General features: G+C 69.8%; 1 protein-coding gene. It reads left to right on the forward strand.

Going from position 1 to position 1,827, the window contains the following annotated elements; all coding sequences use genetic code 11:
* Nucleotides 1-100: 100 nt before the first annotated feature.
* Nucleotides 101-1,795, forward strand: coding sequence for an IS1182 family transposase (locus tag P3T27_RS40860; RefSeq protein WP_280686448.1), 1,695 nt, complete (start codon nucleotides 101-103; stop codon nucleotides 1,793-1,795).
* The last annotated feature ends 32 nt before the right edge of the window (nucleotides 1,796-1,827 follow it).

Genomic DNA, 1,827 nt, shown 5'->3' on the forward strand with positions numbered 1-1,827 from the left:
TTGACTCTGTCGGGGATCTTGGTGTTCGGCTGCCTGTGATCACGGCGGTGCGTCAGTCTTGCGGGTGTACAAGGCCCGTGAGACTGGCGAGGAGTGAGAGATGTCGGTGCGTCCCCGTCCGGGTGCCGAGGTACCGGTGTTGACCGCGCGGATGGCGCGTGCCAGCAACCCAGGTGGCACGACGGCGATGTGGGTGCGTGACCGCCTCGACGGTCTGTGGAGCGACGAGGACTTCGCCGACTGGTACCCGCGTGATGGGCGTCCTGGGCTGTCGCCCGCCCAGCTGGCCACGGTGAGCGTGCTGCAGTTCCTGCTCGGGCTCTCCGACCGCGACGCCGCCGAGGCCGTGCGCTGCCGGATCGACTTCAAGTACGCGCTCGGCCTCGACCTCGACGACCCCGGTTTCCATCACAGCGTGCTCACCGACTTCCGCGACCGCCTGCTGGAGGACGGCCGGGCGGATCGTCTCCTCGACCTCGCCCTGGCCCGTCTGAAAGACGCCGGGCTGGTCCGCGAGCGCACAACCCAGCGCACCGACTCCACCCACGTCCTGGCCGCCGTGCGCGACCTGACCCGCCTGGAGTTGGTCACCGAAGCCATGCGGGCGGCCCTGGAGGAACTCGCCCGCACCGCCGGCCATGCGCTGACCGGCGTGGTCGAGGAGGACTGGGGACGCCGCTACGGTCGGCCGGTGCGCCTGGGCAAGAACCCCACCCGGCCCAAGACCAGGATCAACACCACCGGGGCGGACGCCCGCCGACTGCTCGAACACCTGGCCCGGAACCATCCCGGCCTGCTGGACGGCCCCCAGGTGCAGGTCCTGCGGCAGATCCTTGTTCAGAACTACTACTGGGACACCGTCGGCCGTCTTCGCTGGCGCGACGATGACGACGACAGCGGCCTGCCGCTCTCCGCACACCGGATCGTCTCGCCCTACGATCCGACAGCCCGATACGCCCGCCGAGGGCAGGTCACCCGCTGGACGGGATTCCTCGCGCACGTGACCGAGACCTGCTCCAACGACGGCGCCAATGTGATCACGGACGTGGCCACCATGCCGGCCACCAGCGCCGACACCGAAGTCCTGCCCGGCATCCACACCCGGCTGGAACACCGGGGACTGCGGCCCGACCAGCACCTGGTCGACGGCGGCTACACCTCCCTGGTCCACCTGGAGCACGCCGAGCGCGACCACCGAATCACCGTCGTCGGACCACTGCCGGGCAACCCCACCCACCAACACCGCCGGGGCGAGGGCTTCGCCCGTGACGACTTCCGCATCGACTTCGACCGCCAGGAGGTCACCTGCCCGCAGGGCCAGGTCAGCAAGGGCTGGCACGGCCCCTACCCGACATCCTCGCCGACCGCCGCCCCGCTCATCGTGGCCCGCTTCACCAAGAGCCAATGCCAGCCCTGCCCAGTCCGGGCCAAGTGCACCACCTCCCGCGACGCCGCCCGCAATGTGGGCTTCCCCCCGCGCGAGCTGCACGAACTGCAGATACGCAACCGTGCCGAGCAGCAGGAACCGGCCTGGCACAAGCGCTACGCGGTGCGGTCCGGCATCGAGGGCACGATCTGCGAGTTCGCCCACGGCCACGGCATGCGCCACTGCCGATACCGCGGCCTGGCCAAGGCCCACCTGCAGCACGTGCTCACCGCCATCGCCGTCAACATCGAACGCCTCAGCCGGCAGTCTCCGGGCGAGAGCACGCCCCCACGACCACCGACTGCCTTCCAGGAGCACCTCGACCAGCAAGGTATCCAGCGCTTGCGTTCCTGGCGAGCCGTCAGCTGACGCCGTAGCGACCAAGATCCCCGACAGAGTCA

The organism is Kitasatospora sp. MAA19, assembly GCF_029894125.1.
Taxonomy (GTDB): Bacteria; Actinomycetota; Actinomycetes; order Streptomycetales; family Streptomycetaceae; genus Kitasatospora.